We start from the raw sequence: 23,973 nt of genomic DNA, 5'->3' as shown, positions 1-23,973 counted from the left end.
GCGAACTGGCTCTGTGGCGGGGAGCGCTCCCCGCCGGTGGGGGCCGAAACTGGCCGCCACCCCAGCGCCGACACAGTCGGCTCCCAGGTAACGAATTCATAACACTATCGTGTTTTGTCCATAGAAGAAAGGTCATGGCTCGCAGTGACTCAGTCCACCCCAGGCGAACAGCAGAATCAGCACCCGGGCAGCACTCCGGCTCAACAGGGCCAGCGGTCCCCGCGGCTCACCGCCCCGGTTGCTAAGAAGCTTGCCACCCAGCGCAGCTTCCATGGCCGCGACTTCAGCGATGACTATGAGTGGCTTCGGGACAAGGAGTCCCAGGAGGTTCTGGACCACCTCGCTGCGGAGGAAGCCTTCACTGTCCAGGAGACCGCGCACCTGAAGCCGCTCCGCGAGGCCATCTACCAAGAAGTGAAATCCCGCGTGCAGGAGACGGACATGTCCCTGCCCGTCCGCGCGGGCGACTGGTGGTACTTCTCCCGCTCCACGGAGGGGAAGAACTACGCGTCGATGTGCCGCGTCCCCGTCGACAACCCGGAGGATTGGACCCCACCGCAGATCGACCCGGACACCCCGCACCCACGCGAGGAGGTTTTCCTCGACGTCAATGCCGAGGCCGAGGGGCACAACTTCTTCTCTCTCGGCGCGGCAAGCGTCACCCTCGACGGCACCCGCCTGGCCTACTCCGTCGACACCGCCGGTGACGAGCGCTTCACCCTGTACTTCCGCGACCTGACCACCGGTGAGCAGATCGGGGAGCCCATCCCGGATGTCTTCTACGGCGCGACCTGGGTCGGTCGGGACACGATCTACTACCAGAAGGTCGACGCCGCCTGGCGTCCGCACGAGGTCTGGCGCCACACCCTCGGCACCTCCGTCGAAGAGGACGAGCTGATCTACCGCGAGGAAGACGAGCGCTTCTGGACCGGTGTCGGCACCACCCGCTCCAAACGCTTCCTGCTGATCGCCTCCTCCTCCAAGGTCACCAGCGAGGTCTGGTACCTCGATCTAGAGGCCGAGGAGAAGGGCGAAAGCGCGGAGCTGACCCGCGTCCTGCCACGCGAGCAGGGCGTGGAGTACGGCATCGACCACGCCCGCGTCGGCGGCGAGGAGCACTGGCTGGTCATTCACAACAAGAACGGCGTGAACTCCGAGCTGGGGTACCACCCGGTCGGCCAGATCTCTTCCTTGGACGACGTCCACAGCCTCGTGCCGCACCGAGACGACGCCCGCATCGAGGGCGTGGACTGCTTCCAGAACCACCTCGTCCTCGAGGCCCGCGAGAACGCTGTCTCGAAGAGCCACCTGATGGACATCTCCGACGGCTGGTCCGAGTTCCGCCCCGTCGACTTCGGCGAGGAGCTCGCGACCGTCGGTGCTGCCGGGAACAGCGAGTGGAATCCGCCCGTCCTACGTTTCGTCTTTTCCTCCTTTACGACGCCCACCCGGGTCTACGAGCTCGACCTAGTTACCGGGGAGCAGATCCTGCGCAAGGAACAGCAGGTCCTCCCCGGCCCGGACGGCAAGGAATTCAACCCGGCCGATTACCAAGCCACCCGCATCTGGGCCACCGCACCGGACGGAGCGCAGGTCCCGGTCAGCCTGATCCACCGCGCGGACGTCCCACTCGACCGGGAGAACCCGGTGCTGCTCTACGGCTATGGCAGCTACGAGTCCTCCATGGACCCGGGCTTCTCCATCTTCCGGCTCTCGATGCTGGATCGCGGCGTGGTCTACGCCATCGCGCACGTCCGCGGGGGTGGGGAGATGGGCCGCCTCTGGTACGACAACGGAAAGGGGCTATCCAAGAAGAACACCTTCACTGACTTCATCGCCGTGGCCGATGAACTGATTGCCCGAGGCATGACCAGTCCGCAGCGCATGGTCGCCGAGGGCGGTTCTGCCGGCGGCATGCTGATGGGTGCGGTGGCGAACATGGCCGGCGACCGCTTCGCGGGCATCGAGGCGATCGTGCCCTTCGTCGACCCGCTGACCTCCATGCTCATGCCGGAGCTGCCGCTGACCGTGACCGAGTGGGATGAATGGGGCGACCCTTACCACGACCCACAGGTCTACGACTACATGGCGGAATACGCCCCCTACGAGAACATCACCGCGGACAAGACCTACCCGCCGATCCTGGCGGTCACCAGCCTCAACGACACCCGCGTGCTCTACGTGGAACCCGCGAAGTGGGTGGCCAAGCTCCGCGACGTGGCGGGCGCGAACGTCCTGCTGAAGATCGACATGGAGTCTGGCCACGGTGGTGTCTCTGGTCGCTATAAGGCCTGGGAACAGGGCGCGTTCGAGACTGCCTGGGAGCTGGACCGAATGGGTGCGACGGAGCTGTTGGACTAGGTTTTTGCCACCTTCGGTGGTGGCTTTCCGCCAGCTTCGGTGGTGCTTTTAAGCCTCCTGCGGGGGCGCCATTCCAATAATTCCTTGGCCTTTCAGCCTGGTGTTAACATGGGCACGTACTTAATGGATTTTTCCAACAGCTGGGAGCACTAGAGAACATGGCTCGTGTGGTTGTCAACGTCATGCCGAAGAAAGAAATTCTGGATCCCCAGGGGCAGGCCATCGTCCGCGCCCTTGGTCGTCTGGAGATCAGCGGGGTGCAGGATGTCCGTCAGGGCAAGCGCTTTGAACTCGAGGTCGATGACCAGGTGAGTGAGGCGGATCTCGAGAAGATCGCCGCCGAGCTGCTCGCCAACACCGTGATCGAGGACTACGAGGTCGTCACTGCGGAGGTTCAGCAGTGAGCCCCCGCATCGGAGTAATTACCTTTCCGGGCACCCTCGATGACGTCGACGCCCTCCGCGCCGTCCGTCTCGCCGGTGGCGAGCCCGTCGAACTGTGGCACGCGGATGCTGACCTGAAGGACGTCGACGCTGTCGTCGTCCCGGGTGGTTTTTCTTACGGCGACTACCTGCGCGCCGGGGCCATCGCCGCGATCGCGCCGGCCATGCGCTCCGTCGTCGAGGCCGCGGGCCGTGGCCTGCCCGTCCTGGGCATCTGCAACGGCTTCCAGATCCTGCAGGAAGCAGGGCTGCTGCCGGGTGCGCTGACCCGCAACGAGGGCCTGCACTTCGTGTGTCGCGACATCGAGCTCGAGGTGGAGAACAACTCCACCCCGTGGACCTCTGGCCTGGAGAAGGGATCCACCCTGCTGGTTCCGTCCAAGCACGGCGAGGGTCGCTTCCAGGCGGATGAGGAGACCCTTAAGCGCCTCGAGGGGGAGGGCCAGGTCGTCTTCCGCTACGCGGTGAACCACAACGGCTCCCGCAACTCCATCGCGGGCGTGTGCAGCGAGAAGGGCAACGTCGTTGGCCTCATGCCGCACCCAGAGCACGCCGTGGAAGAGCTCACCGGACCGTCCACCGACGGCCTCGGCATGTTCCAGTCCGTCCTTCACAGCCTGGTCTAGGGCCTCACCGGCTACCAGCGAGAACTTTTTCAAGAAAGTAGTTCAGGGAAGTAGTTCTATGACGAACAACCTCAACAACGGTTCCGGCGCCGCGGCCGACACTGGCGCTGTCAAGGTGCACAACGACACGGTCGCGAACGCCGAGCAGACCCCGGACCTCGTCCAGCCGTGGGCAGACCTCGGCCTCAAGGAGGACGAGTACGCCCGCATCAAGGAGATCCTGGGCCGCCGCCCAACCGAGGCGGAGCTGGCCGTGTACTCCGTGATGTGGTCGGAGCACTGCTCCTATAAGTCCTCCAAGGTCCACCTGCGTTACTTCGGTGAGACGACCACCGAGGAGATGAACTCCAAGATGCTCGCCGGCATCGGCGAGAACGCCGGCGTGGTCGACATCGGCGACGGCTGGGCCGTGACCTTCAAGGTCGAGAGCCACAACTCGCCGTCCTACATCGAGCCCTACCAGGGTGCAGCCACCGGCGTGGGCGGCATCATCCGCGACATCATGGCCATGGGCGCCCGCCCGGTCGCCGTGATGGACCAGCTGCGCTTCGGCGCCGCGGACGCCCCGGACACCCAGCGCGTCCTGCCGGGTGTGGTCGCCGGTATTGGCGGCTACGGTAACTCCCTCGGCCTGCCGAACATCGGCGGCGAGACCGTCTTCGACGCCTCGTACGGCGGTAACCCACTGGTCAACGCCCTCGGCGTGGGCGTGCTCCCGGCCGAGGACCTGAAGCTCGCCTTCGCCTCCGGCACCGGCAACCGCGTCGTCCTTTTCGGCGCCCGCACCGGGCTGGACGGCATCGGTGGCGTGTCCGTCCTGGCCTCCGAGAACTTCGAGGAGGGCGCGGAGCGCAAGCTCCCGGCCGTGCAGGTCGGCGACCCCTTCGCGGAGAAGGTCCTCATCGAGTGCTGCCTGGACCTGTACAACGCCGGCGTGGTCGTCGGTATTCAGGACCTCGGTGGCGCAGGCCTGTCCTGTGCCGTCTCCGAGCTGGCTGCCGCCGGCGATGTCGGCATGCACGTCGTGCTCGACAACGTCCACCAGCGTGCCAAGGGCATGACCGGCGCGGAGATCCTGTCCTCCGAGTCCCAGGAGCGTATGTGCGCGGTCGTCGAACCGGAGAAGCTCGACGAGTTCATGGAGATCTGCCGCAAGTGGGACGTCATCGCCTCCGATATCGGCGAGGTCACCGACACCGGCCGCCTGATCTGCGAGCACCAGGGCGAGGTCATCCTCGACGCCCCGCCGAAGACCATCGCGGACGAGGGCCCGGTCTACGAGCGCCCGTACCAGCGCCCGGCCGACCAGGACGAGCTGCAGAAGCAGGCCGACCTGCCGCGCCCGAATAACCTGCCGGAGCTGCGCCAGCAGTTGCTGGACCTGGTCGCCTCCCCGGCGCTGTGCTCCCGCGCGTTCATTACCGAGCAGTTCGACCGCTACGTCCGCGGCAACACCGTCCTGGCGAAGGACGCCGACGCCGGCATGCTGCGCATCGACGAGAAGACCAACCGCGGCATCGCAGTCTCCGCGGATGCTTCCGGCCGCTACGCGCAGCTCGACCCGCGCATGGGCGCAAAGCTCGCGCTGGGCGAGGCCTACCGCAACGTCGCCACCACGGGTGCGACCCCGGTCGCCGTTTCCAACTGCCTGAACTTCGGCTCCCCGGAGGACCCGGAGGTCATGTGGCAGTTCCGAGAGGCCGTCCACGGCCTGGCCGACGGCTGCGTGGACGTCCAGATCCCGGTCACCGGCGGCAACGTCTCCTTCTACAACCAGACCGGTGATACCCCGATCCTGCCGACCCCGGTGGTCGCAGTTCTGGGAACCATCGACGACGCCACCACCCGCCTGCCGCAGCAGATCGCGGAGGGCTCGGAGTACGAGCTGATCCTGGCTGGCGCGATGACCAAGGACGAGCTGGGCGGCTCCATCTGGCAGCAGGTTGTCCACGACAACCTCTCCGGCCTGCCACCGCAGATCGATCTGCACGCAGAAGAGCGTCTGGGCAATGCCCTCTCCGCTCTGCGTGGCGTGGCAGCTGCCGCGACCGACCTCTCCGAGGGCGGCCTGGCGCAGACCATCGTCGAGCTGGCGATCCAGTCCAATACGGGTGTCACCGTCAACCCGGCCATGAACCTGGAGCCAAGCCTGGCTGCCAGCGAGGACCTGCACGAGCAGCTCTTCGTGGGCCTGTTCTCGGAGACCGCCACCCGCGTGGTGCTCGCGGTGCCGAAGGCAAGCTACGCCAAGGCGATGGAGATCCTCGCCGACCACGAGGTCCCGGCAGCCTGGATCGGTCGTACGGGCAGCGTGGACGCTGAGGGCCGCCCGGAGGTCTGCTTCGAGGTTGGCGCCACCGGCAACCTGCCGGGCGATCAGCCGGAGCCTGCGGAGCAGGACGCTTCCGAGGACGGCGAGGTCGCACGCCTGGTGTTCAACGTCGAGGAGCTGCGCAACGTGTGGGAGGCAACCCTGCCTGCGCTCTTTGGCCACGCCACCGGAGCGAACTCCACCGTCTAGGGCGCACAAGCCCCTAGCTAGGGAGGACTGCCCGAAACGCTAGCCCTCCTGATCGCCGAGCTGAGACTCGAGCGCTTGAATGCGCTCCTTCAGCTCGGCGATATCTTTTCGGTATAGGCCCAGTGTCTCGTCGACCTGGGCCTTCGTCCATCTCGGCTGAATGTGCTTCGAGCAGTTCGCGTCGGTAGCCACCAGGTCCACGACCATGATGCGCTCGGTGGGCTGGCGGAGCCTTACTCCGCCGATGGTGGTCGCGGCCTCGGCGAGCCCGGGATCGTCGGTGGCCTCCACGATGCGGGCGTGGCCGAAGACCTTCAGCCGGCGCCGCAGTGGATAGTCGACGAAGAACAGGCACACCCGCCCGCCGTCCTCCCCGCCCCGGTCCACATTGCCGGTGGTGACGAACTGGTTATTGCCGTGGAACTCCGGCCAGAACAGTCGCTTGCCGTCCGCGCTGATGTGCACGAAGCCCTGCGGTCCGCCACGGTGCTGCACGTACGGCCACCCGGTGCCGGTGACGGTGGAGATGTAGAAGTGCTGGGCGCTGCGGATCAGCTTGCGGGCCTTGCCGTCGAGCCCGTCGAAGGGGCCGTCGGCGTGCCCTTGTTCGACGCCGGGCAGCTGCGTTTCCTCGCTGTGCTGTCGGGCGCGGACGAAGCGGTCGTAGGCGATCTTCTCGTAGGTCAGCTCATCGGTCATCGGCCGGCTCCTTCCAGGTTTGGTCGTACAGGGTCGCCGCGTTCGGCAGCCGCCCTAGGTCCGGCAGTCACCTCTGACGGTCACACTAGAGCAGTAGGACGTCCACCTCTTCGCCCTCGGCCGGGCCCGCGGATCCCGCCGGGATCACCACCATGCCATCCAGCCCCACGAGGGAGGCGGCGAAGTGGGAGCCGAAGCGCTGGCCGCTGAACGCATCCACCACCGGTTCGGTGCCGGAGTAGTCCACCCGGACGGGGGAGAGCAGCGTGCGTCCCGTGCTAGCTGGGAACTGCCCGCGCACGCGGGCGCGCACGCTCGGGCGGTTCAGCGCGGTGCCGTAAGCAGGCAGTCCCCGCATGCGGCCCAGCAGCGGGGCTACAAAGATGTGGAAGCTCACCCACACGCTCACGGGGTTGCCGGGCAGGCAGAGCAGGGGAGTCCCATCCCACAGCCCACCGCCCTGGGGCTTGCCTGGCTGCATATTCAGCGGGCCGAACCACATGTCCGTGCTGTTCTCACCCGCGACTTGTTTGACCACGTCGAAGGCCCCGGCGGAGATACCGCCGGTGGTGATGATGAGGTCGTGGCTGACCGCGAGCTCGTCCAGCAGGTTGCGGAAGGCCTCGGCGTCATCCCGAACCTGGAAAACGCTGGCGGTGACCCCGGCGCCCAGGGACTCGGCGAGCTGGGCGGTCATCGGACCGTTGGAGTCCGGGATGCGGGGGAGGCTGCTCTCAGCCGATCCTGACCGAGCGCGGTCGGTCTCAGCGTCGCTGGTAACCGCGACCTCGTCGCCGGTGGTGACCACCGCGACGCGCAGTTCGGGGTAGACCGTGACCTCGTCAACTCCCGTCGCGATGAGTGCGGCGACGGTCCCGGCATCGAGCTCGCAGCCTGCCGGGGCGAGCGCGTCGCCCGGACGGATGTTGGAACCGGCGCGGCGCACGTGCGACTGCTCGGGGTTGAGCTGGTAGATCTCGATGGCCTCGGGCAGCGGGTGCGGGCCGGCGGGGATATTCGTCGCCTCCACTGGGATGACCAGCACCTCGGCATCCTCAGGCACGGGGGCGCCCGTCATGATCCGCTGGGCGTGACCCTGTGGCGGCAGCTCGGGGGCCGCACCGGCGAAGACATCGCCGGAGACGGGAAAACGCAGCGGGGCCGTACTCAGGTCTCTGGAATCCAGGTCAGCGGGCACGTCCGAGGCGCGGATGGCGAAACCATCCATCGCAGAATTGGAAAACGGCGGAACCGCTTGCTGGGCGCTCACTGGGCGCGCCAACACTCGGTCCAACGCCTGGGTAAGCGGCAGCGTTTCAGTTCCACGACCCGTCCGCTGTAGCCAGGCATCGGCCAGCGACTGGGTAAAGCGGTAGTGCTCCTCGATGGAACGCATATGCCCACCCGTGCCGTGGCAGGGGTGGGCGGCGGTGGTTGTCACTGGGCTAGTCGCTGAGCTTGGTATTACCCGGCAGCGGGGAGACCAGCGGCTTCGGCACGTAGGTGGAGCGCAGCTCGCGCAGCGTCATCGCATGCTGCTCCAGGCGCTTATCCTCGTTGGTCTGCGGCACGTACTTGCGGGCTGGCAGCGCGTGGCCGTCAACGTCCACCGCCACGTAGGTGAAGGAGGCGTGGATCGCGGTCGGCAGGTTCGAGGTGTCCTCGCGCGGGTCGCCCGCGCGCAGGTGGACGGAAACGGACATGGAACGGGCGTCGGTGCGGATCAGGCGGGCGTCCACCTCGATCAGGTCACCGATGGAGACCGGGCGGTAGAAGCGGATGCCACCGGCGTAGACGGCGACGGTGCGCTCCCCGGACCAGCGCATGGTGCAGGCGGTCGCGGCCTCGTCGATCCACTGCATCGCGGTACCACCGTGGACGTCGCCACCCCAGTTGACGTCCGTGGGCTTAGCGAGGAAGCGGGAGGTGACCTGCGGTGCCGTGGAATCGTCCGTGTAGGACTGGCGCAGCATCTCCTCCTCGATCGCCTTGCGCAGCTGGATACGAGACAGCGCGGCCTCCTCGACACGCTTCTCCTCCTCGGTCTGCGGGATGTACTTCGGGACGGCCTTGGACCGACGGTTCTCGTCCATGGCGACGAAGATCACCAGGCAGTCGCAGGCGCGGGTGAACTGGCCGTCGCGCGGGTCAGCGGAGAGCACCTCGTTGACGATGTGCATGGAGGAACGCCCGGTGTAAGCGATGCGGGAACGCACCTCGACCAGGTGGCCGGAAGGGATTGGGCGGGTGAAGTGGATGTGACCCACATAGGCGGTCACGCAGTAGGACTGGGACCAGCCCACGGCGCAGGCGTAGGCCGCCTTATCGATCCACTCCAGTACACGCCCACCGTGCACGCCCATGCCGCCGGCGTACAGCACGTCGGTGGGGGAGGCGAGGAAACGCAGCGTGACGAGCGGCGATGGCCCCTCCGTGCTCGTCACTTCTGGTTGAGCCGTCAAGGTCTCATCGGTGTTTGTAGACGTCGCATCTTTACCCATGAAGGCCATGTTAAAGCACAGTCTGATAAAACACTGACACAGCGGCGATATTGTTGCGCAGAAAGCCGGGGAAACTGATTATTCTCGCAGGTCAAGAGCATGCTATGGGGTGCCTCACGTTGTTGCGAAAATGGCTTGTCCGCAGGCGTCATTAGGGTGGGGGTCATGAGCCGAAAATTAAGTGGTCTTGAGCTGACTGCCGTGGCGACCGAGGCGATGGCCGCCGTCGCGGACTGGGTGGCGGATCCGGAAGGTCAGCCCGTGCCCTCCCGGCAAGCGCTTGCGGATGCGGTTCGGCGCAGCGCTGAACTGCTCGCGCAGGACGCGCCCGGGAATACCGTGGAGCTTCGGGTGCCGCCCTTCGTGGCGGTGCAGTGCGTGGCCGGGCCGGTGCATCGCCGGGGGAACCCGCCCAACGTGGTGCAATGCAGCCCGCTGGCCTGGCTGAGGGCGGCGGCCGGAGTGGAGTCCTTGACCGAAATGTCAGAACGAGCAGGTACCGAAGCGGTCGGCGGTCCGATGGGAAAGATCAGCGTCGAGCTTTCCGGAACCCGTGCTTCGGAGGTGGAGCGCCACTTGCCCCTGTTTGGAAGACATTAAAGGGCTGGTAATGTCGTGATAGTGGCAAAAGATACTGGCCTGAATTCTTTGAATGGGACCAACTCGGCACCGTCGGTGGACGCGGCACAGCCCGTCCAACCAACGGGCCGGGGGTACGACGATCACGGGGAGCAGCCTCCGCGCGAGGAATGCGGTGTCTTCGGGGTATGGGCGCCGGGGGAGGACGTCTCGAAGCTGACCTACTACGGGCTGTACGCACTGCAGCACCGTGGCCAGGAAGCGGCGGGCATCGGCGTTGGCAGTGGTGACCAGATCCTCGTTTATAAGGACCTCGGCCTGGTCAGCCAGGTGTTCGACGAGCAGATCCTTAACTCCCTGAAGGGGCACATCGCGATCGGTCACACCCGTTATGCGACGGCTGGCGGGGGACGCTGGGAAAACGCCCAACCGATGTTCCGCATGGCCTCGGACGGCACGGACGTCGCCCTGGGGCACAACGGCAACCTCACCAACTACCTGGAGCTGATGGCCGAGGCCGCGGAAAAGCGCCTCGTGGATCCCGCTGATGAGCCGAGCGACTCGGACGTCATGTGCGCCCTCATCGCAGACCTCATCGACGAGAACACCTCGATGGAGGAAGCCGCGCTCCAGCTCTTCCCGCGCGTCAAGGGCGCATACTGCCTGACTTTTACGGACGGCAAGGGCCTGTACGCGGTGCGCGACCCACACGGCGTGCGTCCGCTCAGTATCGGCAAGCTTGCCAACGGTTGGGTCGTCTCCAGCGAAACCGCGGCCCTGGACATCGTCGGCGCGGAGTTCGTGCGTGACGTCGAACCGGGCGAGTTCATTGCCATCAACGAGGACGGCATCCGCTCCCGCAAATTCGCCGAGGCGACCCCGAAGGGCTGCGTGTTTGAGTACGTTTACCTCGCGCGCCCGGACTCGGTTATCAACGGCCAGCCGGTGAACGCGACCCGCGTGGACATCGGCCGCCGCCTGGCGGAGGAGTGGCCGGCTGAAGGTGACCTGGTGATCCCGGTGCCTGACTCCGGCACCCCGGCGGCGGTGGGCTACGCCCAGGCCTCCGGCATCCCATTTGGCCAAGGGCTGACGAAGAACGCTTACGTGGGCCGCACCTTCATCGAGCCCTCCCAGACCATTCGTCAGCTGGGTATCCGCCTGAAGCTGAACCCGCTGCGCCACGTGATCGAGGGCAAGCGCCTGATCGTGGTGGACGACTCCATCGTGCGTGGCAACACCCAGCGTGCTCTGATCCGCATGCTGCGGGACGCGGGGGCGGCCGAGGTACACGTGCGCATCGCTTCCCCGCCGGTGAAGTGGCCGTGCTTCTACGGCATCGACTTTCCGTCGCCAAACGAGCTGCTAGCCAACAACGTGGACCCAGACAACATGGTGGAAGCCATGCGGGAAGAAGTCGGCGCGGACTCCCTGGGCTTCGTCTCCACGGAGGCGATGGTGGAGACCAGCGCGCAGCCGCGGGAGACGCTGTGCGCTGCCTGCTTCGACGGCGTGTACCCGCTGGGGCTGCCGACGGGCAATCCGAATGCGGAGCAGGTTCGTCTCCGGCAGCGCCGCCTCGCGGAGGAGGCTGAGCAGGCCGCAGGTGGCAGCGACGCCTCAAGCAACAACCCCGAAGATAACTAGCGATTGAACACCCTCGGCGGAAGCCGGATTTCACAAGCAGGAGAAAACTCATGAGTGATGATCAGAAGACTCAAGCTGGGGCGTCCTACGCCGCCGCTGGTGTGGATATCGAGGCCGGCGACCGCGCTGTCGAGCTGCTGGCCCCGCTGGCGAAGCGCGCGACCCGCCCGGAGGTCCGCGGCGGACTCGGCGGCTTCGCCGGGCTGTTCGCGCTGGGCGAGTACGACAAGCCGCTGCTGGCCGCATCCTCCGATGGTGTGGGTACCAAGCTGGCCGTCGCCCAGGCGATGGATAAGCACGACACCATCGGCCGCGACCTGGTGGCCATGTGCGTCGACGACCTCGTCGTCTGTGGCGCCGAGCCGCTGTTCATGCAGGACTACATCGCGATCGGCAAGGTGATCCCGGAGAAGGTTGCCGAGATCGTCAAGGGCATCGCCGATGGCTGCGAGGAAGCAGGCTGCGCCCTGCTGGGTGGCGAGACCGCCGAGCACCCGGGTGTCATGGGCGAGAACGACTACGACGTCTCCGCCACCTCCGTCGGTGTGGTTGAGGAGGCCAAGCTGCTGGGGCCGGACAAGGTCCGCCCGGGCGACGTGGTCATCGCAATGGAGTCCTCCGGCCTGCACTCCAACGGCTACTCCCTGGCTCGCAAGGTTCTCCTGCAGGACGCCGGCCTGCCGCTCGACCAGGAGGTGCCGGAGTTTGGGCGCACCCTGGGTGAGGAGATGCTCGAGCCGACCCGCATCTACGCGAAGGACTGCCTGGACCTGGCCGCAGAGTGCGACGTCCACACCTTTGCCCACATCACCGGTGGCGGCCTGGCAGCCAACGTGGCCCGCGTGATCCCGGAGGGTCTGGTCGCCGAGCTGCACCGCTCCACCTGGGTACCGGGCCCGATCTTCGCGAAGATCCAGGAGCTGGGTGGCGTGGCCCAGGAGGAGATGGAGAAGACCTTCAACATGGGTGTTGGCATGGTCGCCATCGTGTCCGAGGAGGACGCTGACCGCGCGCTCGCTATGCTGGCGGCCCGCCACATGAAGGCATGGCGCCTGGGCGTCGTCCGCTCCGGCGAGGGGGGCGCGACCCTGCAGGGCGAGCATCCGGCGGAGGGCTAAGCCGCTCTCGGGGAAGCCCGTGGCGCCGGACGTTGCCGGCAGCCACGGGCCAACACGAAAAGCGGCGTCGCTGCCACCTGGGGGTGGGGCGAGGCCGCGGGGTAAAAAATACGGCCCGAGCGCGACCGGGTTTGTGAGGTCGTGGGCTCGGGCCGTATGACGCGGGGGACTAGTAGCGGTGGTCGCTCCAGTCGTCCCACTCGTCATCGCGCTCGGAGTACTCGTCCTGCTGCGGAGCTCCAGAGAGCTCTCGCTGCAGACGCTCCAGATCCATTTCCGGAGCCTGGTACTTCAGTCGGCGAGCTACCTTGGCTTGCTTAGCCTTTGCGCGGCCGCGACCCATGGCTGACCCCCTTGAGAGATCGTATGGCGACTCGAGGGAACGGTCGCCTTCTTATTGTTTAAGCATTTCCTGGTCTACACCATAGCGAATTTTTTTCGCGAATTCCGAACCCGGGGCCGCCCCGCCCCGCGCCGCGCCGTGGGAAACCGTGGCCACGATGCGAGATGGATTGCAAAAGCGCAGGTCAGGTAGGGTGGCGCGGCGGTATCCGCGAAGATTAGCCGTTGCGCAGATTTTTGATAGCTGCGCGTCCCGGCTTTTCCGCGTCGTCCACCTTCGCGTCCGCAGGGTCGATCGCGGCGTCCACCTCCCCGGCCTGCAGGGCTGGCATTGCCGCCGGGTCCGTCGCCAGCTTTTCCACCACATTGCGTCGCACCAGCGCGAGGGCAACCGGTCCCAGAGTTGCGTCGTGCACGCTACTGCCCACCCGGCCGATGCGGCGGCCACCCGCAGTAAGATCCGCGCCAACCTCCGGGAGCGCATTCTGGGAGCCATCGAGGTGGAGCAGCACCAGAGTGCGAGGCGGCTTGCCGAGATTCTGCACGCGGGAAACGGTCTCCTGCCCGCGGTAGCAGCCCTTATTCAGGTGCACCGCATGCGCCGTCGGGCCCTCGCTCTCCTGGGCTAGCTGGGTCGCCCCGTGATTATTCTCGCCCAGGTACCAGGGAACCTCGTGGGGGATTGTCTTCTCGTCCGTGTCCTCGCCGATCACCGGCTGACGTGCGGCGATGCGCCAGGCGGTGTAAGCCATCAGCCCGGTTGGAGCGTAGCCAAGCTCACCGGTGGCGTGATCCCAGCTTCCGATCTGCGCATCAGCCGGCAGCCACACATCGGTCACCGCAATCTCGCCCAGTTTCCGGGTGCGCCAGGAGTGCGCATCCGGAAACGCTCCATCCGGGGTGGCTCCGAGCCCAGCCCGGTCATCCTCCGCCGACTCTTGCGCACCGGCCTTCTTCAGGACAGCCACCTGCACCAGGTTCAGGCGCTCGACCTCAACCTTCGCCCAGAAGATCATGCGGCTGAGATAGGTCTCCAGTCCCTCGGCCTGCTCAGCGGCGACGTCCAGCAGGATGCCGTCCTCCAAGGCAGCGACCCCGAATTGGTATTCCACGTGGCCCTGCACGTCCAGGATGAGACCAAAGGTGGCCTGACCAGGCTGGATGGCGTTGATCTTCTGGCTGATCAGGTCGTTGAGCCAGGTCTTGGCCTCCTCACCGTGGACCCACAGGGCGACGCGGTCGAAGCGGTCGACGAGGCCGGTCGCGCCATCTTCGACGGCGTTCTGCTCACCAAGGGGGTTCCCGTAGTGCCAGGCGACGGGGTAGGTCTTGTCCTCGTTGGTCGCGCTGGCGCCGGGGACGTGGCTCAACAGGGGAGAGCTGGGGGTGGTCATGAAGGGAAAACAACCTTTCTGCGCTCGTTAGTTACCCCGATGCTAGTAGGGAATCGCCACGGCGATCGACCAGGGCATATTCTTAAGATGGATCCCGGCTTTAGCCCTGCGCCTCCGCGCGTGCTGCCTTCGGCGCGAAGGGGGGATAGCCGGTTGCTGAGGTGGCTTGACGAAAAAGGAGTAGCTATGGCGATTGTCATTGATGTTCTCGGCGCCACGGAACCCCGCATCTGGGACGCTGAGCAGCCGTTCCTCTATGCCGACGACCTCGCGGCAATCCGCGGGGATGGAGTCTTCGAGACCCTGATCCTGCGCGAGGACGTGGTGCGCAACATGGACCGCCACGCCTCCCGTTTCCAGTCGAGCGCGGCGATGCTGGAGCTGCCGGAGCCGGACATTCAGCGCTGGACCGCAGCCACCGAGCTGGCGGTCAGCGAGTTCGCTCGCGTCTACCCGGAGCAGCACGAAGCGGCGCTGCGCTGGGTCTACTCGCGCGGTCGCGAATCGGGCGGTGAACCCACCGGGTGGATCACGGTGACCCCGGTGGGCGAGGCGCAGCTTAAAGCCCGCCGCGAGGGCGTCAGCGTCATGACCGCCGAACGCGGTTTCAGCCTCGATATTTCGGATCGCTCGCCGTGGGCACTGATCGGCGCGAAGACTCTCTCTTATGCCGCGAACATGGCAGCACTACGGGCAGCGAAGAAGGCCGGCTTCGACGACGTCATCTTCTTCAGCGAAGAAGGCACTGTCCTGGAAGGGCCGACGAGCAGCGTGATCATCGCCCGGGAGTCCGAACGCGGCGGTAAACCACAGCTGCTGACTCCCTGCCCGCACACCGGGATCCTCCCGGGCACGTCGCAGGCTGCGGTATTCCGGCTCGCCGCGGAGCGCGGCTGGCCGGTGGCTGAAGAGCAGCTCACCGATGAGGACCTGCGCACCGCAGCGGGGGTGTGGCTGGTGTCCTCGGTGCGGATTCAGGCGCGCGTCACGGCCATCGACGGCCAGCCCATGCCACGGCCGGCCTTCGCCGATGAGCTCGAGGCCCTGATCGCGGAGGCTGTCACCGCGCAGGCCTAGCTAGGCACAGAGCTAGCCGCGCACTCGCTTGAGCTGCGCGGACATCCACGGCACCATCTCGCCGTCGATGAGGCGCTCGTCGACCCAGCCCAGGTCGTTGTTCGGCATGAGACCGTAGAGGCGCTTGCCAGGGCCCAGGGCGCTCGGGCCGGTCTCGGTGGCCAGGGTGGAGGCGCTCTCCAGCTGCCAGGCGCGCTCGGTGAGCGGCTTGCCGTACATCAGCTCGATCATGCCGTCGGAGTGGGCGATGAGCAGCTCGATGTTGTCGTCGTTGTCGATGCGCCAGAAGCCGGCCTCGCGGCGCAGCAGCTCGCCGACCTCCGGCTCGCCCGCAGACTCAGCGCTAGCCTCGTCACCGTCTGCCTCAGCGCCCTCCTCGGCGGGCGGGTTGATCTTCCAGGTGCGGGACTCGAAGCCCAGGCGGTTCTCGCCATCGTGGAAGATGCTCAGCTGCTGGCCGAAGGTGAACTCCTCCTCGCCCGGGTGCGCAGCCTGGCCCTGGCCGCGCCACACACCGACCAGCGGCAGGAGTGCGAGCAGGCCGTCGTGCAGGTTCGGGCCGAAGCGCAGGTTGGCGGTGTCCTCCGGGATCGGCAGGTCGCCGAAGACCGGCAAGTTCTTATCCGCCGTGCTCTTCGACTGCTCGGCGGCGAGGTTCACGGCCTGGTTGCCGTCCAGCTTCGGGCCGGAGTTGGTGCTTTCTGCCGGGGTGTTGGCACCCTGGTCAGGAGACTGATTATTAGCCTTATCGGAACTCATGGCCTCCACTCTATAGGGACGGCCGTTGCTCTTCCGTGAGGGGACGGGTCGGAGGGGTGAGGTCCCCGATGCCGACGGTGGTGTAGTAGTCCTCCGCCTCGATGAACACCGAGCCCCCTCCCACGTAGACGCGCATCGGGATCCCGGGGAAGGGGATGGAGTCCTTCTCGATCTTCAGCCGGAAGCCGTCCATCAGCGCCGCGGTGGTCGCCTCGTCCAGCTGATCAGCGGGGACGATCTCCGCGCCCTCCTTCTTGTTCACCGGTCCCTCGATGACGGTGACGGGGCGCAGGTAGACGTCGCCGCGCTTGATGCGGACCTTCATCTCGACGATCGCGGGGGCACGGAAACCCTTCGGGGTGCCGCGGAAGATCGCTTCGGTTTCCCACCCGCCGCGCGGGGAGATGTCTGCCTTATTCGAGACGTCCAGGTCAGGTATGCCCATCAGCTTTCCCAGGGGGACGACGCCCAGCTGGAGGCGGTGGAAGACCTTGCGCGCAGGAGCGTCGTGAATATCGCCGGTGAAGATCTGGGAGCCGGTGACGTCGACGTACTGGGCTGAGGAGTGGACGGTGACGTCGCCGAATCCGGCGATGGGGACGTCCTTGGCGGTGACCGTCACGGCCTCCAGTTCCTTGGTGAGCGCCTGGGTGACGTAGGGGAAGCCCGCGAGCATGACATCCGGCGGCTTAGGCAGCTGTGAGCCCTCGTAGAGCTGCTGGGAGATCTTCGCCTCTGTGCGGGCGGCGATGAGGGAGTCCGTGAGCGTGAGCGCGAGGGATGCGACCAGAAGACCGGCGAGAACCTTCCACAGGCGGCTCCGGGGGCGCGGTGCCGGGGAGGAATCAGCCGAAATCTGCGGGTTTGCCATGAAGAACATTATGGCGCATCGACGGGCGCGGGCCATACCCGATCCGCGGCGGTGGGGTATCGATGGCGAAATCCCATGTCTGGGTGCTTGCGTAGGGTGGATAGAACACCAAGCGAGATGAACCAGAATTTTTCCGGGAGCGAGTTTTATGACCTGCACTTTCCACGCCTACGAGCAACTTCACGCTCAACCGGAGGTGGTCGCCGCGGTACACACCCTGCTCCGGGAGGTCGAGCAGGCCGACGGGGTGGCTGCGCTGAGTGAAGCCTTCCTCAAGGGCATCGATGGGGACCACGGGCACCAGCACATCGTGGCCCTGACCGACGAGCGTGCGGTGGGAGTCCTGGCGCTGGACGGCGCCGTGACCGCCAGTGTGAGCGGGGAGAACCCGACCGCCGAGCTGGCCGTGGTACCCGATGTGCGTCGCCAGGGTGTCGCCCGTGGGCTCCTCGCGGCGGCGAATGAGCACTTGGGACTGACTGGTCCCCTGGACGCGTGGGCGCACGGGGATTTGGCACCGGCTCGCGCGATGGCCGAGGCAGCGAATGCCCGCCGCACTCGTGAGCTGCACAAGATGGCGGTCGACGCCTCCCCAGGAAGCGCCCGCGGCGAGCAGTTCCGCGCCGGGGCAGAAGATGCCACCTCGAAGGTCGAATCCCAGGGGCTGACGGTGCTGACCTACCCCGAAGCCGTCGAGCGCTTCGGAGAGGAGCTCGTGGACGAGGAATGGGTCCGCGTGAACAACGAGGCCTTCGCCTGGCACCCGGAGCAGGGTGGCTGGGATATCGATCAGCTGCGCAGCGCCCGCGATACTGCGTGGTTCGATCCCAACGGCGTGCTGATGGTCTGGACCTGCGGGGAGGATGAGGACGCCGCCGGGCCGCGGTGTGCTGGCTTCCACTGGACGAAAATCCCCACCGAGGAGCAGGAGAAGCCCGAAGGCGAGCGCGCTGGGGAGGTTTATGTGGTCTGCCTCGCCGACGAAGCCCGGGGCAAGGGACTGGGGCCCGCGATCACGATGCTCGGCATCGGCGAGCTGATGAACCGAGGCGTGGGAACCGTCGAACTCTACGTCGAGGGCGATAACGGTCCGGCGGTAGCGACCTACGAGGGACTGGGCTTCGGGATCGTCCACACCGATGTGGTTTATCGTGGAGAATTAGATTAATTCCCAGCCCCGCAGAACTATTGCGGAATCTTAGTGAAAGGCTGCCTCGAAGATGTTGAAGAACAAGCCATTGATCGCCGCACCGGGGTCGCGACGCACCACGGCCGCGTTGGCCACTCTGCTGGCCGGTGGGCTCGCCTTGACCGCCTGCTCCGGTAGTGACGCCCCGCCGGCGCAATCCGGTGACTCCACCACCGCCGCGGTAGAAAATCCGTACCCCATGGCGGACGTCTCGGGAACGGTCCGCGGCGCGGGGGCGACGTCCCAAAAGATGTTCATCGAGGACACGGTGGGCCCAGCGCTGCACCCTGATGGGATTGAGCTGGAATACCAGGCCACGGGCTCGGCCAAGGGGAAGGCGGCCTTTGTTGGCAAGCAGGCGGATTTTGCGAGCACCGACGTGCCACTGAGCGAGCGCGCGACGAAGGATGCCCAGAAGCGCTGCGAGGGCAACACCGCCTGGCACATCCCGATGGTGTTGAGCCCCGTGGCAGTGGCCTACCGGCTGGATGGCGTGGACCAGGAGATCAACCTGCCCGCCCGCGTCGTGGCGAGCATCTTCGCAGGCAACGTCACGTCCTGGGATGACCCCCGGATCGCGAAGGCTAACGAGGGAGTGAAGCTGCCGAAGACCCCGATCAAGGTGGTGTACCGCGGCGACCAGTCCGGCACCTCCGAGATCTTCCAGCGCTTCCTCGCAGCGGCAACCGATGGGGCCTGGAAGCCGCAGGGGCCGTCCTTCCCAACCGGCGTGGGCCTGGGCGCGAACGGCTCGGCTGGGGTGGCCGACCAGGCTGCCTCGGAAAACGGTTCTATCACCTACACGGCCACGCCGTTCACCAAGCCGACCCCGCAGCTGAAGGCCGCGAAGGTCGACTTCGGCTTTGGCCCGGTGGAACCGTCCTCGAAGAGCGTCACCGAGGCACTCAAGGGAGTGAAGTACCAGGGCAAGGGCAAGAACATGATCGTGGACGCCGACTCCCTGTTCGCCGATGCTGCGGAGGGCACCTACCCGCTGGCGCTGACCACCTACGAGGTCGTCTGCTCCAAGGGCTATGGGGAGGAGACCCGCGACAAGGTGAAAAACGTGCTGTACACGATGCTGGCCAACCAGCAGGGCGACTACGCGGATAAGGGCTACGTCCCGCTGACCGGTGAGATGAAGACCAAGGTGGAAGAGGCAGTCGGCGCGATCGGGGCCTAGGGATTCGGCTCGCGGATTCCGTGGGTGAGTTGGACCGTTCTAAGGCATAATTGAGGTTATGACGCAGCCCACCCAGGACAAGCCACAAAACCCCATTCACCTCGTGATCATGGGGGTCAGTGGTTCCGGTAAAACCACTCTGGCCCGGATCATCGGGGAGCGCACGGGTCGGCCCGTGCTGGAGGCCGATGATCTCCACCCGGCGGAGAACCTCGCCATTCTGGATCGCGGTGAGGTTCCCAGCAAGGCGAAGTACGTCAACTGGCTGGAGAGCGTGCGCGACTGGATGAGCGAGCACGGCCGCGCCGGGGAGTCCACCGTGGTTGCTTGCCCGGCCCTGACCAGGGCCCACCGCGAGGTGCTGAACGAGGCCGAGGGCATCACGTTCTTCGTGCACCTCTACGGCACCTTCGATGTGCTCTCGGAGCGCATGAGCCACCGCATCGGCCGCGATATGCCGCAGGAGCTCCTGGTGGCGCAGCTGGAGCTGTTGGAGCGCCTCCACTCCGACGAGCTGGGGATCCAGCTGGACGTGACCCGTAAGCCGGAAGATCTCGTGGACGATGCCCTGGCGTCCGCGAAGTTCGCGGAGACCGCCTACGGCAGCGAGTCTTAAAGAAGCAAGAACGAAGCGGGGCCTTCGTGTCGACGAAGGCCCCGCTTTATGCTGCTGATCGGCTGATGGACTAGCCACCGCTGTTCTCGATATCGGCACCCACCGGCACGGTCTCGTCCTCAGGGTCGTTGAGCCAGCCATCCGGCAGCTGCACCTTCGCGGGGGAACCCTGGCGACCGCGCGTGCCGTCGGCGTCGTTGGCGAGAGCATCCGAGTCCCAGATGGGATCGAGTACCTCGCGCAGCTCGGCCAGGGAGCTGACCTTCGAGAGGCTGCGGCGTAGGTCGCCGCCGGCGGGGAAGCCACGCATGTACCAGGTCATGTGCTTGCGCAGGTCGCGGCAGGCGCGATCCTCGCCGTCGTGCTCGGCGAGGAGCTCAGCGTGCCGCATGATGATGCGCGCCACCTCGCCCAGGGGTGGCTCAGCTGGCACCGGCAGGCCGCGCAGCTCGGCGGAGAGCTCGGCAAAGAGCCACGGCCGGCCCAGGCAGCCACGGCCCACGACCACGCCGTCGCAGCCGGTCTGCTCCATCATTGCGCGGGCGTCGGTGGCCTTGAAAATATCGCCGTTGCCGAGCACCGGCACGCGGCCGTCCATGTGCTCCACGAGGCGGGCGATCTCGCTCCAGTCGGCGTCGCCGGCATAACGCTGCGCGGCGGTGCGTCCGTGGAGGGCGACGGCGGCGGCACCCTCGTCGGCAGCGATGCGTCCGGCGTCGAGGTGGGTGCGGTGCTCGTCGTCGATGCCGATGCGCATCTTCACGGTGACGGGGATGTCCGTCCCCTCCGTGGCTTTGACGGCGGCGGCGACGATATTGCCGAAGAGGCGCCGCTTGTAGGGCAGGGCCGCGCCACCGCCACGGCGGGTGACCTTGGGCATGGGGCAACCGAAGTTCATATCGATGTGGTCAGCCATGTTCTCATCGACGATCATCTTGGCTGCTTCGTAGGTGTACTTCGGGTCGGTGGTGTACAGCTGCAGGCTGCGGGGGTCTTCGTCCGGCGCGAAGGTGGTCATGTGAAGCGTTTTGGGGTTGCGCTCCACGAGCGCGCGGGCGGTCACCATCTCGCAGACGTAGAGGCCCGCAACGGAGCCCATCCGCTCCCGCTCCTGCTCGCGGCAGAGGGTGCGGAAGGCCACGTTCGTCACGCCTGCCATTGGGGCGAGGACGACGGGGCTGTCGAGCTTCAGCGTTCCGATGCTGAGGCCCTGCTGCTTGGTTTCGATGCTGCTAGTCACGGTGACCATGTTCCCAGGCGGGGCGGGCTGCAGCAAAGTGCTTTCGGACGGTGATGCAGCGACAGGGACGGTCCGCCGGTGTCGAGGGAACCGAAAAAGGGGGTAGTTAGTTGCTCAAAAGTGTGTGGATCACACTTCAGAATCGATTTATGTAGCATGTGTTTTACAAGCCAAGAGCTTTCACCTGTGGAATAAAAATCGCGGTTTGTTCAACGATGTTGGGCAATTCTGTGGGTCCCGGATCGGCTACGCAATAGTCCTTCTGGTGCAGGTCAGCGCGCTCTGGCTCAGTTACGCTCCGAGGAGGAATAATGTCTGATCGCATCGCCAATGCCTACCTGAAGTCGAAGGTGATGACTGCCGAGGAGGCAGCACAGTTCGTCAACAACGGCGACCGGGTGGGGATGTCTGGCTTCACTGGCGCCGGCTACCCGAAGGGTCTCCCGACGGCTATCGCAAAGCGAGCTGAGGAGGCCCACGAACGCGGCGACGAGTTCCGCATCGATATGTTCACGGGCGCCTCCACCGGCCCAGACTGCGATGGCGTGCTGGCCGAAGCTCATGCCATCAACTACCGCACTCCGTTCATCACGGATCCGATCGTGCGCAAGCAGATTAACGAGGGTGAGATCAAGTACCAGGATATTCACCTCTCCCACCTGGGCATGTTCGTGGAGCAGGGCTTCTTCGGGAAGTTCGATGTTGCCATCATTGAGGCTGTGCGCATCACCGAGGAGGGCCACATTGTGCCGTCCTCCGCGGTCGGTAACAACATCGAGTACATGGAAGCCGCCGACAAGATCATCATCGAGGTCAATGAGTGGCAATCCGAGGATCTCGAGGGCATGCACGACATCTGGATGCCTGGCCACCTGCCGCACCGCACCCCGATCCCGATCAACAACCCCGGTGACCGCATCGGTACCACCTATATCCCGGTGGACAAGGAGAAGGTCGTCGCAGTCGTAGAGACTAACGCCACGGACCGTAACGCGCCGTTCAAGCCGGCCGACGAGGTGTCCGAGAAGATCGCCGGCCACTTCCTCGACCTGCTCGAGGGTGAGGTCAAGGCAGGTCGTCTCACCTACGACGGTTACATCATGCAGTCCGGCGTGGGTAACGTCCCGAACGCAGTGATGGCGGGCCTGCTGGACTCTAAGTTCGAGAACATCCAGGCCTACACCGAGGTCATTCAGGACGGCATGCTCGACCTGATCGACGCGGGCAAGATGACTGTTGCTTCCGCAACCTCCTTCGCGCTCTCCCCGGAGTACGCGGACAAGATGAACGACGGTGCAAAGAAGTACCGTGAGCACATCATCCTGCGTCCACAGCAGATTTCCAACAGCCCGGAGGTTATCCGCCGCGTGGGTCTGGTCGCTTCGAACGGCATGATCGAGGCGGACATCTACGGCAACGTGAACTCCACCAACGTCTCCGGCTCCCGCATCATGAACGGCATCGGCGGTTCCGGTGACTTCACCCGTAACGCCTTCCTGTCGACCTTCATCTCCGGCACGATCGCCAAGGACGGCGCGATCTCCACGATCGTTCCTTTCGCTTCCCACATCGACCACACCGAGCACGATTCGATGGTCATCATCACCGAGCGTGGCTACGCCGACCTGCGTGGCCTGGCTCCGCGTGAGCGTGCGAAGAAGATGATCGAGATCGCTCACCCGGATTATCAGCCACTGCTGGAGGAGTACTTCGAGCGCGCGAAGTCCAAGGGCGCTGGACTGCAGACCCCGCACGACCTGCGTACCGCGTTTGATTTCCACATCAACCTGGCGGAGAAGGGCAGCATGAAGGGCTAATCTTCAGCCTTCTCACGTAGCTAACCCGCCCTGGTTTTGACCGGGGCGGGTTATTTGTTTTTGGTACCTCGCCATGGGGTAAGCTGTGTTCCGCAAGCGTGGCTTGTGTGCGTGCGATTGTGCGCGTGGGCCTTTAGCTCAGTTGGTAGAGCTCCGGACTTTTAATCCGTAGGTCGTGGGTTCGAGCCCCACAGGGCCCACTTTTTGTAATTCCCCGGTTGTTGCAACCGGGGAATTTGCTTTTCCCGAACCAGTCATGGGTTTCTACCGTTCGAAGCACCGGAATCTATGGCCGGGCGTGGCTGAGTGGTTGGAGGCGCAAATCTAGGAATTGCGTCGCGGGGCGCGGCACAGTATCTTGTTGAGACGAACCCGGTGGTCATAAATCCCCTCGTCACACGGCAATTTGGTTGTTGTATAGGGAGCGGGTTAGACTAAGCGAGCTGTTTGAGACGCATAAAAGCGTTTTGAACGTGCTCCCATCGTCTAGTGGCCTAGGACTCCGCCCTTTCACGGCGGCAACACGGGTTCGAATCCCGTTGGGAGTACGGCCCTGTGGCGCAGTTGGTTAGCGCGCCGCCCTGTCACGGCGGAGGTCGCGAGTTCAAGTCTCGTCAGGGTCGCAAGATCAACCCCAAGCTCCGAAGAGCTTGGGGTTTTTGCTTTCCTATGTGTCTTCCAGGGTTAAGTAAAGAAAAGTGTGTCTTTTCCGGGCGTGTTGCGGTTATTTGATCCAGCCTTTTTGGATGCCGAGGTTGTGTTGGTAGCTGGTGTCGATGGCGGTGTCGTATTCTGCTGGTGCACCGATGTCATTGGTAGTGGCTGTGGTGTTGTGGGTGATCAGGTCTGTTGCTGTGGAAAGTGCGTCTTGACCCCATCGTTGGTCCCTGGCGATCTTGACCGGATCGTCAGGGACTTCTGTATGTAGATACAGCCACCAATCCATCACTGTGCGTTGATGCGGTAGTGATAGTCCGCGGTGTCTGCGGG

The 23,973-nt window shown here is 65.3% G+C and carries 20 protein-coding genes, 3 tRNA genes and 1 pseudogene; 15 read left to right on the top strand and 9 right to left on the bottom strand.

All coding sequences use genetic code 11. From position 1 onward, the window contains the following. Nucleotides 1-144 precede the first annotated feature (144 nt). The 4 genes from QP413_RS06135 to purL all read left to right on the top strand — a co-directional run bounded on the left by QP413_RS06135 (nucleotide 145) and on the right by purL (nucleotide 5,951). Nucleotides 145-2,361 (top strand): S9 family peptidase, encoded by a 2,217-nt coding sequence (locus tag QP413_RS06135; protein WP_284781118.1) that lies wholly within the window; start codon nucleotides 145-147, stop codon nucleotides 2,359-2,361. A gap of 158 nt (nucleotides 2,362-2,519) precedes the next feature. Next, nucleotides 2,520-2,765 (top strand): phosphoribosylformylglycinamidine synthase subunit PurS, encoded by a 246-nt coding sequence (gene purS, locus QP413_RS06130; RefSeq protein ID WP_012360859.1) that lies wholly within the window; start codon nucleotides 2,520-2,522, stop codon nucleotides 2,763-2,765. Beyond that, a complete protein-coding gene (gene purQ, locus QP413_RS06125) occupies nucleotides 2,762-3,430 on the top strand; it encodes a phosphoribosylformylglycinamidine synthase subunit PurQ (protein WP_284781115.1) in 669 nt (222 codons plus the stop codon). Before purS ends, purQ begins: the two co-directional genes overlap by 4 nt. 58 nt (nucleotides 3,431-3,488) lie before the next feature. Further along, a complete protein-coding gene (gene purL, locus QP413_RS06120) occupies nucleotides 3,489-5,951 on the top strand; it encodes a phosphoribosylformylglycinamidine synthase subunit PurL (RefSeq protein WP_284781114.1) in 2,463 nt (820 codons plus the stop codon). A 39-nt stretch (nucleotides 5,952-5,990) separates the two neighbouring features. Here purL and QP413_RS06115 read toward each other — a convergent pair whose 3' ends face one another. The 3 genes from QP413_RS06115 to QP413_RS06105 form a co-directional block, all read right to left on the bottom strand. Further along, on the bottom strand, nucleotides 5,991-6,650 hold the full coding sequence (locus QP413_RS06115; protein ID WP_284781113.1) for a pyridoxamine 5'-phosphate oxidase family protein: 660 nt from the start codon (nucleotides 6,648-6,650) through the stop codon (nucleotides 5,991-5,993). 85 nt (nucleotides 6,651-6,735) lie between these two features. Beyond that, entirely contained in the window at nucleotides 6,736-8,091 is a 1,356-nt protein-coding gene (gene glp / locus QP413_RS06110; protein ID WP_284781112.1) for a gephyrin-like molybdotransferase Glp, read from the bottom strand. Nucleotides 8,092-8,095: 4 nt separating this feature from the next. Beyond that, entirely contained in the window at nucleotides 8,096-9,160 is a 1,065-nt protein-coding gene (locus tag QP413_RS06105) for an acyl-CoA thioesterase (protein ID WP_070760118.1), read from the bottom strand. Nucleotides 9,161-9,316: 156 nt separating this feature from the next. On the opposite strand from QP413_RS06105, the gene QP413_RS06100 reads away from it, so the two are divergent. From QP413_RS06100 to purM, 3 genes are all read left to right on the top strand, one after another. Then, nucleotides 9,317-9,751: a sterol carrier family protein gene (locus QP413_RS06100; protein ID WP_284781109.1), complete on the top strand. Its 435-nt coding sequence runs from the start codon at nucleotides 9,317-9,319 to the stop codon at nucleotides 9,749-9,751. Between the two features lie 75 nt (nucleotides 9,752-9,826). Then, nucleotides 9,827-11,377 carry an amidophosphoribosyltransferase gene (gene purF / locus QP413_RS06095; RefSeq protein WP_284781171.1) on the top strand — a complete coding sequence of 517 codons (1,551 nt, stop codon included), beginning with the start codon at nucleotides 9,827-9,829 and terminating at the stop codon, nucleotides 11,375-11,377. 50 nt (nucleotides 11,378-11,427) lie between these two features. Beyond that, nucleotides 11,428-12,495: a phosphoribosylformylglycinamidine cyclo-ligase gene (purM, locus tag QP413_RS06090; RefSeq protein WP_284758557.1), complete on the top strand. Its 1,068-nt coding sequence runs from the start codon at nucleotides 11,428-11,430 to the stop codon at nucleotides 12,493-12,495. Nucleotides 12,496-12,664: 169 nt separating this feature from the next. On the opposite strand, the gene QP413_RS06085 is transcribed toward purM, so the two are convergent. Together QP413_RS06085 and QP413_RS06080 are read right to left on the bottom strand one after the other, a co-directional pair. Further along, nucleotides 12,665-12,838, bottom strand: coding sequence for a DUF3073 domain-containing protein (locus QP413_RS06085; protein ID WP_012360850.1), 174 nt, complete (start codon nucleotides 12,836-12,838; stop codon nucleotides 12,665-12,667). Nucleotides 12,839-13,055: 217 nt separating this feature from the next. Beyond that, nucleotides 13,056-14,231: a folate-binding protein gene (locus QP413_RS06080; RefSeq protein WP_284781108.1), complete on the bottom strand. Its 1,176-nt coding sequence runs from the start codon at nucleotides 14,229-14,231 to the stop codon at nucleotides 13,056-13,058. A 186-nt stretch (nucleotides 14,232-14,417) separates the two neighbouring features. Here QP413_RS06080 and QP413_RS06075 point away from each other — a divergent pair, with 186 nt between their 5' ends. Continuing rightward, on the top strand, nucleotides 14,418-15,308 hold the full coding sequence (locus QP413_RS06075) for an aminodeoxychorismate lyase (protein WP_284781106.1): 891 nt from the start codon (nucleotides 14,418-14,420) through the stop codon (nucleotides 15,306-15,308). Between the two features lie 12 nt (nucleotides 15,309-15,320). Here QP413_RS06075 and QP413_RS06070 read toward each other — a convergent pair whose 3' ends face one another. Further along, nucleotides 15,321-16,067 (bottom strand): FABP family protein, encoded by a 747-nt coding sequence (locus QP413_RS06070; RefSeq protein WP_012360847.1) that lies wholly within the window; start codon nucleotides 16,065-16,067, stop codon nucleotides 15,321-15,323. Nucleotides 16,068-16,077: 10 nt separating this feature from the next. Continuing rightward, nucleotides 16,078-16,938, bottom strand: a complete 861-nt coding sequence (locus QP413_RS06065) for a DUF2993 domain-containing protein (RefSeq protein WP_284781103.1) — start codon at nucleotides 16,936-16,938, stop codon at nucleotides 16,078-16,080. Between the two features lie 148 nt (nucleotides 16,939-17,086). Between QP413_RS06065 and mshD the strand changes: the two genes are divergently transcribed. Genes mshD through QP413_RS06050 form a run of 3 tightly spaced genes read left to right on the top strand, consistent with a single transcriptional unit; the run spans nucleotide 17,087 to nucleotide 19,926 of the window. Then, nucleotides 17,087-18,106 (top strand): mycothiol synthase, encoded by a 1,020-nt coding sequence (mshD, locus tag QP413_RS06060; RefSeq protein WP_284781102.1) that lies wholly within the window; start codon nucleotides 17,087-17,089, stop codon nucleotides 18,104-18,106. 52 nt (nucleotides 18,107-18,158) lie between these two features. Further along, nucleotides 18,159-19,310 (top strand): phosphate ABC transporter substrate-binding protein PstS, encoded by a 1,152-nt coding sequence (gene pstS, locus QP413_RS06055; protein WP_284781100.1) that lies wholly within the window; start codon nucleotides 18,159-18,161, stop codon nucleotides 19,308-19,310. A 58-nt stretch (nucleotides 19,311-19,368) separates the two neighbouring features. Continuing rightward, nucleotides 19,369-19,926 carry a gluconokinase gene (locus QP413_RS06050; RefSeq protein ID WP_012360843.1) on the top strand — a complete coding sequence of 186 codons (558 nt, stop codon included), beginning with the start codon at nucleotides 19,369-19,371 and terminating at the stop codon, nucleotides 19,924-19,926. Nucleotides 19,927-19,996: 70 nt separating this feature from the next. Here the strand turns inward: QP413_RS06050 and dusB are convergent, their stop codons facing one another. Then, nucleotides 19,997-21,175 carry a tRNA dihydrouridine synthase DusB gene (dusB, locus tag QP413_RS06045; RefSeq protein WP_284781099.1) on the bottom strand — a complete coding sequence of 393 codons (1,179 nt, stop codon included), beginning with the start codon at nucleotides 21,173-21,175 and terminating at the stop codon, nucleotides 19,997-19,999. A 302-nt stretch (nucleotides 21,176-21,477) separates the two neighbouring features. Between dusB and QP413_RS06040 the strand changes: the two genes are divergently transcribed. From QP413_RS06040 to QP413_RS06025, 4 genes are all read left to right on the top strand, one after another. Further along, a complete protein-coding gene (locus tag QP413_RS06040) occupies nucleotides 21,478-22,983 on the top strand; it encodes an acetyl-CoA hydrolase/transferase family protein (protein ID WP_284758564.1) in 1,506 nt (501 codons plus the stop codon). 127 nt (nucleotides 22,984-23,110) lie between these two features. After that, nucleotides 23,111-23,183: transfer RNA gene (locus QP413_RS06035), tRNA-Lys, on the top strand. A gap of 275 nt (nucleotides 23,184-23,458) precedes the next feature. Further along, nucleotides 23,459-23,531, top strand: a tRNA-Glu gene (locus QP413_RS06030). A 1-nt stretch (nucleotide 23,532) separates the two neighbouring features. Next, nucleotides 23,533-23,606 (top strand) — tRNA-Asp (locus QP413_RS06025). A gap of 101 nt (nucleotides 23,607-23,707) precedes the next feature. Here the strand turns inward: QP413_RS06025 and QP413_RS06020 are convergent. Continuing rightward, nucleotides 23,708-23,973: pseudogene (locus tag QP413_RS06020) on the bottom strand (IS256 family transposase); the annotation flags it as partial.

Origin of the sequence: Corynebacterium sp. UMB4614 (assembly GCF_030217065.1) — a bacterium.
Taxonomy (GTDB): Bacteria; Actinomycetota; Actinomycetes; order Mycobacteriales; family Mycobacteriaceae; genus Corynebacterium.
The sequence above is the reverse complement of the archived record's forward strand: the minus strand, read 5'-3'. Positions and strand labels throughout refer to the sequence as shown.

Excerpts from the sequence above, each read along its gene's own strand:
- QP413_RS06085 (WP_012360850.1), bottom strand. The coding sequence starts at position 12,838 with ATGGGTCGCGGCCGCGCAAAGGCTAAGCAAGCCAAGGTAGCTCGCCGA.
- pstS (WP_284781100.1), top strand. The coding sequence starts at position 18,159 with ATGTTGAAGAACAAGCCATTGATCGCCGCACCGGGGTCGCGACGCACC.
- QP413_RS06115 (WP_284781113.1), bottom strand. The coding sequence starts at position 6,650 with ATGACCGATGAGCTGACCTACGAGAAGATCGCCTACGACCGCTTCGTC.
- QP413_RS06105 (WP_070760118.1), bottom strand. The coding sequence starts at position 9,160 with ATGGCCTTCATGGGTAAAGATGCGACGTCTACAAACACCGATGAGACC.
- purL (WP_284781114.1), top strand. The coding sequence starts at position 3,489 with ATGACGAACAACCTCAACAACGGTTCCGGCGCCGCGGCCGACACTGGC.
- mshD (WP_284781102.1), top strand. The coding sequence starts at position 17,087 with ATGACCTGCACTTTCCACGCCTACGAGCAACTTCACGCTCAACCGGAG.
- purM (WP_284758557.1), top strand. The coding sequence starts at position 11,428 with ATGAGTGATGATCAGAAGACTCAAGCTGGGGCGTCCTACGCCGCCGCT.
- dusB (WP_284781099.1), bottom strand. The coding sequence starts at position 21,175 with ATGGTCACCGTGACTAGCAGCATCGAAACCAAGCAGCAGGGCCTCAGC.
- QP413_RS06100 (WP_284781109.1), top strand. The coding sequence starts at position 9,317 with ATGAGCCGAAAATTAAGTGGTCTTGAGCTGACTGCCGTGGCGACCGAG.
- QP413_RS06075 (WP_284781106.1), top strand. The coding sequence starts at position 14,418 with ATGGCGATTGTCATTGATGTTCTCGGCGCCACGGAACCCCGCATCTGG.
- QP413_RS06040 (WP_284758564.1), top strand. The coding sequence starts at position 21,478 with ATGTCTGATCGCATCGCCAATGCCTACCTGAAGTCGAAGGTGATGACT.
- QP413_RS06070 (WP_012360847.1), bottom strand. The coding sequence starts at position 16,067 with ATGAGTTCCGATAAGGCTAATAATCAGTCTCCTGACCAGGGTGCCAAC.
- purS (WP_012360859.1), top strand. The coding sequence starts at position 2,520 with ATGGCTCGTGTGGTTGTCAACGTCATGCCGAAGAAAGAAATTCTGGAT.
- QP413_RS06080 (WP_284781108.1), bottom strand. The coding sequence starts at position 14,231 with ATGACCACCCCCAGCTCTCCCCTGTTGAGCCACGTCCCCGGCGCCAGC.
- QP413_RS06050 (WP_012360843.1), top strand. The coding sequence starts at position 19,369 with ATGACGCAGCCCACCCAGGACAAGCCACAAAACCCCATTCACCTCGTG.
- QP413_RS06065 (WP_284781103.1), bottom strand. The coding sequence starts at position 16,938 with ATGGCAAACCCGCAGATTTCGGCTGATTCCTCCCCGGCACCGCGCCCC.